3 protein-coding genes are annotated in these 4,092 nt (G+C 59.4%); all 3 read right to left on the bottom strand.

Annotated elements, in window-relative coordinates:
* Positions 1-623 precede the first annotated feature (623 nt).
* From WBQ77_RS02465 to WBQ77_RS02455, 3 genes are read right to left on the bottom strand one after another with little or no spacing between them, the layout of a single operon-like run.
* Positions 624-1,829 carry an ABC transporter permease gene (locus tag WBQ77_RS02465; protein ID WP_424058766.1) on the bottom strand — a complete coding sequence of 402 codons (1,206 nt, stop codon included), beginning with the start codon at positions 1,827-1,829 and terminating at the stop codon, positions 624-626.
* Positions 1,829-2,551: an ABC transporter ATP-binding protein gene (locus tag WBQ77_RS02460; protein WP_424058764.1), complete on the bottom strand. Its 723-nt coding sequence runs from the start codon at positions 2,549-2,551 to the stop codon at positions 1,829-1,831. Before WBQ77_RS02460 ends, WBQ77_RS02465 begins: the two co-directional genes overlap by 1 nt.
* A 6-nt stretch (positions 2,552-2,557) precedes the next feature.
* Entirely contained in the window at positions 2,558-3,838 is a 1,281-nt protein-coding gene (locus WBQ77_RS02455) for an efflux RND transporter periplasmic adaptor subunit (RefSeq protein ID WP_424043549.1), read from the bottom strand.
* Between the last annotated feature and the right edge of the window lie 254 nt (positions 3,839-4,092).

The following is a 4,092-nucleotide window of genomic DNA, read 5'->3' as shown; positions in this document are numbered from 1 at the left end:
CTATGTCGCGCAGCACGCGTTCAACACCGGCTGTTTTGCTGGCTGTTGTTCCTTCTTCCCTCAGTCGAAGCTCATTCTTCAGGATATCAAGGTCACGCTCATACATTTCGATCAGTATTTTCAGCGTTTCCACGTGGTCTTTTTTCGACATCAGGCTTTCCCTTCGCGTAGGTCTGTCAGCTCGCCTCAAAGTTTTTCGCGGTCAGTAGACTGATAAAAAGCGTTGATCCCGTTAACCTACTTGACCACGATTGGTATTTGTGTCGCAAGCAGGATCAGACGGCATGAAACCGAAGAAGTCCCTATCCCGTCCGCCAGCGCGCGCGCATACCCATAATCCAAACGCAGCCCCCTACCGAAACAATGGGAAGGTTGTCGCGGATGCTATCGCAGCCCTATCGAAATCAATCGCCGATGTCTGCTAAGGGCATTGTCAGAGCAAATTCGTTTACTTTGCCAAAACGTCAGAACCCGATTTCGCGGCCATTGATTTTACTGCATTTTTCCGGGTCGATCTGAGCGATTCGATAGCCGCTCCAAGTATTTAGAATTTTGCTCTGACAATGCCGACAGGACACCTCTGCCAGCGTTCTTGAAAAGATTCTGCCAAAGACAGACCTAGATCATTCGTGGCGCAGCGCATCGATGGGGTTGAGCTGAGCCGCGCGGCGCGCTGGGAAATAGCCGAACACGATCCCGATCAGCGCCGAAAAGGCGAAGGCGATCACTACGATGCGCGGGTCGAGCACTAAGGGGATGCTCATGCCGATCGAGGCCACAGCGGCCAGCGCCAGCCCAAGCACGACGCCGACCGTGCCGCCAAACAGCGAAAGGACTACGGCCTCAACCAGGAACTGCATCAGTACTTGCGATTCCTGCGCGCCAACGGCGAGCCGAATCCCGATCTCGCGGGTACGCTCAGTGACTGACACTAACATGATGTTCATGATGCCGATGCCGCCGACCAGCAGGCTTACGCCGGCGACGGCACCAAGCAGCATGGTGAGCACGCCGGTCGTCGCAGTCTGCGTGTCGGCGATCTGCTTCATATCAGCAACACGGAAATCGTCCTCCTCGCGAGCCGTGATGCCCCGGCGCTCGCGTAACAGCCGCTCGATATCAGATTGCACTTTTGCGGTGTCGACCCCGTCGTGCGCGGAGACATTGATACGATTGATATCGGTATCGCCCGCGATGCGGCGGTGATAAGTGCGCAGCGGCATTAGCACGACATCGTCACGGTCGGTGCCGAAGCCAGACTCGCCCTTCTCCGCAAGGATACCAATAACCTCGCAGGAGACGTTGCTGACGCGGATGCGTTTGCCGATCGCGTCAGTGGAACCGAATAGCTTCTCATGCACTGTCTCGCCGATGATACACGCCGCGCGGCCGCTTCTCGTCTCGGTGTCGAGGAAGTTGCGACCTTGCGCCAAGTTCCAGTCTTGCGTGACGATGTAGCTTGCGTCGGTGCCAATGGTACCGACGGTGCGGCTTTCGGAGCCATAGACCACGCTGACGGATTGCTGCGCCAAGGGCGCCACCGCCTTCACGCCGCGCAGTTGCGCGCGCAGCTCGACGATATCACGCGCGTCGAACGGTCTCGCTTTGGCGCTGGAGCGTCCCGGACCCCATTGGCCGGGTCGGACAAATAGCATGTTGCTGCCGAGCTTGGCCATCTCCTCCTTGACTTTCTCGGTGGTGCCAGTGCCGATGGTAACCATGGCAATGACCGCGGAGACACCAATAACGATACCAAGCAAGGTGAGGAACGAGCGCAAGGCATTGCGCCTGATGGCCTGCACCGCGAGCTTCAAGGTCTCGTAGAACATCAGGCGGCCTCCTTGCCATGCGTGTCGCTCGCGATGCGGCCGTCGAGGAAGTGGACGATGCGGTCGGCGTATTCGACCATCTCCGGCTCATGGGTGACCATCAGAATGTTGATCTCCTGTGTCCGGTTGAGATCGATGAGAAACCCCATGATCTCATGGCTTGTCTTAGTGTCCAGATTGCCAGTCGGCTCGTCGGCGAGCAGCACAGATGGTTTGGTGACGATAGCGCGTGCGATGGCAACGCGCTGCTGTTGGCCACCGGAGAGCTCGCCGGGCGTATGCAGTGACCTATCCTGAAGGCCTACGCGTTCGAGCGCCTCCATGGCGAGCGGCCGGCGCTGGGCTTGGCGCACGCCGCCGTAGATGAGTGGCAGCTCCACATTCTCCACCGCGGAGGTGCGCGCGAGCAGGTTGAAACCCTGGAACACGAAGCCGAGATAGTTTCGCCGCAACAGCGCACGTTGTTTACGGTCAAGACTGCCAACCTCCACGCCGCTGAACAGATAGCTGCCGCTAGTCGGTTCATCGAGGCAGCCGATGATGTTCATGGCCGTCGACTTACCCGAGCCCGACGGTCCCATCACGGCCGTGAACTCGCCCTTGTTTATTCTGAGGCTCACGCCATCCAGCGCGCGAACCTTTGCCTCGCCCTGTCCATAGATCTTGGTGACATTGCGCAGCTCGATGACCGGCGGCGCACTGTTTTTGGGCAATTCAGACATCGGCAGTCACTTTGTCGAGGCCGTATCGACGATTACGCCTTGGCCGGGCGCAAGGTTTCCGCGAACGATCTCCGTGCGCTTGCCGTCGGTCGCGCCGACAATGACGCTGACTTCTTCGGGAGCTCCGTCCGAGAGCACCCAGACCTTGCGCTCGGCGCCGTTGAGCTGCTTGGTCGCGCTGGGTTTTCTCAGGCGCGGTGGCCCCGGCATGATTTTCTGCAGGAAGTTCCTCTGGTCGACTTCGGTGGCGCTGGGCGGCGAGAACCGCAGCGCGGCGTTAGGTACGGTCAGCGCCTCATCCACTTGAGCGACGACGATCTCGGCTGTCGCGGTCATACCGGGCCGCAGCAATAGGTTGGAATTGTCGGTGGTGAGCACGGCTTTATAGGTGACGACGCCTTGCACGACTTCCGAACCGAAGCGCAGCTCGCGGATTTCGGCGAAGAATGTCTTGTCAGGATAGGCGTCGACGGTGAAGGTCGCCTTCTGCTCTTCCCGCACATTGCCGATGTCCGCCTCATCGACATCGACCTGGACCTCCATCTTGGTCAGGTCCTCGGCGATGGTGAAGAGCACCGGCGCCTGGAGGGACGAGGCCACCGTCTGCCCCGGCTCAACATTGCGGCTTAGCACCACGCCGGTGATGGGCGAGCGGATGAGGGCCTTGCTCAGATTCGTCTTATTGAGGGCAAGATCGGCGGTGGCGGCAGCAACGTCAGCCTTGACACTTTCAAGCGTAGCAAGCGCGCGCTTATGCGCGGCCTCCGCGGCCTCCAGCTCCTGGACGGAGCCCGCATTCCGCTCGACCAACCTTTGCTTGCGCTCATATTCGAGGCGCGCCTCGAGCACGCTAGCCTGGGCCTCACTAACCTTGGCTTGGGCAGCTTGCAGCTTAGCCTTCGAGCTGTCCACAGTCGACTTGAGCTTGTCGGTGTCGAGCACGGCGAGCGTCTGCCCCGTGGTGACGGCGCTGTTGTAATCGACGAGCACGCTGCGAACGATGCCGGAGAGCTCACTCGAAAGCTCAACCTCGTTGGTGGGCTGGATCGCGCCTGTTGCGGTCACGGTCACGGTGAGATCGCCCTCTGTCGCTGGCTCGGTGACGTACCGGACCCCGTTGTTTGAGCCGCCGGTCTCAAACAGAAGATAGAGAAGAACCGCCGCACCCGCGATCGCGGTCACGACGAGCCCAGGACGCATGCGCCAAAGGCGGGACTTGGGCTTATCGAGACCCAGCGCGGCCTCTATGTCGGCTTTGACCTTCTCGGACTGCACAATTTCGTTCATCTCGACTCTCGATCCCGAAGTTTTCTCGCAGGCGCGCCAACACGGCCTTGTCTCAGGTCAATTGATAACGCCACAAGGTGGCATTAAGGCTGAAATTCTCGTAACGAAACTAGGCCTTCCGCCACCATGGAAACGTTGCGACACAAATCGCGGCATTGTCAGAGTAAATTGGCTTGAGCCTCTAGGAGAGGTTTCTTGGCCTCCAGCGATGCGCAATCCCTTCCGTTATTTCTATAGCTCGCCCGAGGTGATCC

Source organism: Methyloceanibacter sp., assembly GCF_049590335.1.
Taxonomy (GTDB): domain Bacteria; phylum Pseudomonadota; class Alphaproteobacteria; order Rhizobiales; family Methyloligellaceae; genus Methyloceanibacter.
The sequence above is the reverse complement of the archived record's forward strand: the minus strand, read 5'-3'. Positions and strand labels throughout refer to the sequence as shown.

Bases quoted from the DNA above. Each gene is read 5' to 3' on its own strand.
- WBQ77_RS02465 (WP_424058766.1), bottom strand. From the start codon at position 1,829: ATGTTCTACGAGACCTTGAAGCTCGCGGTGCAGGCCATCAGGCGCAAT.
- WBQ77_RS02460 (WP_424058764.1), bottom strand. From the start codon at position 2,551: ATGTCTGAATTGCCCAAAAACAGTGCGCCGCCGGTCATCGAGCTGCGC.
- WBQ77_RS02455 (WP_424043549.1), bottom strand. From the start codon at position 3,838: ATGAACGAAATTGTGCAGTCCGAGAAGGTCAAAGCCGACATAGAGGCC.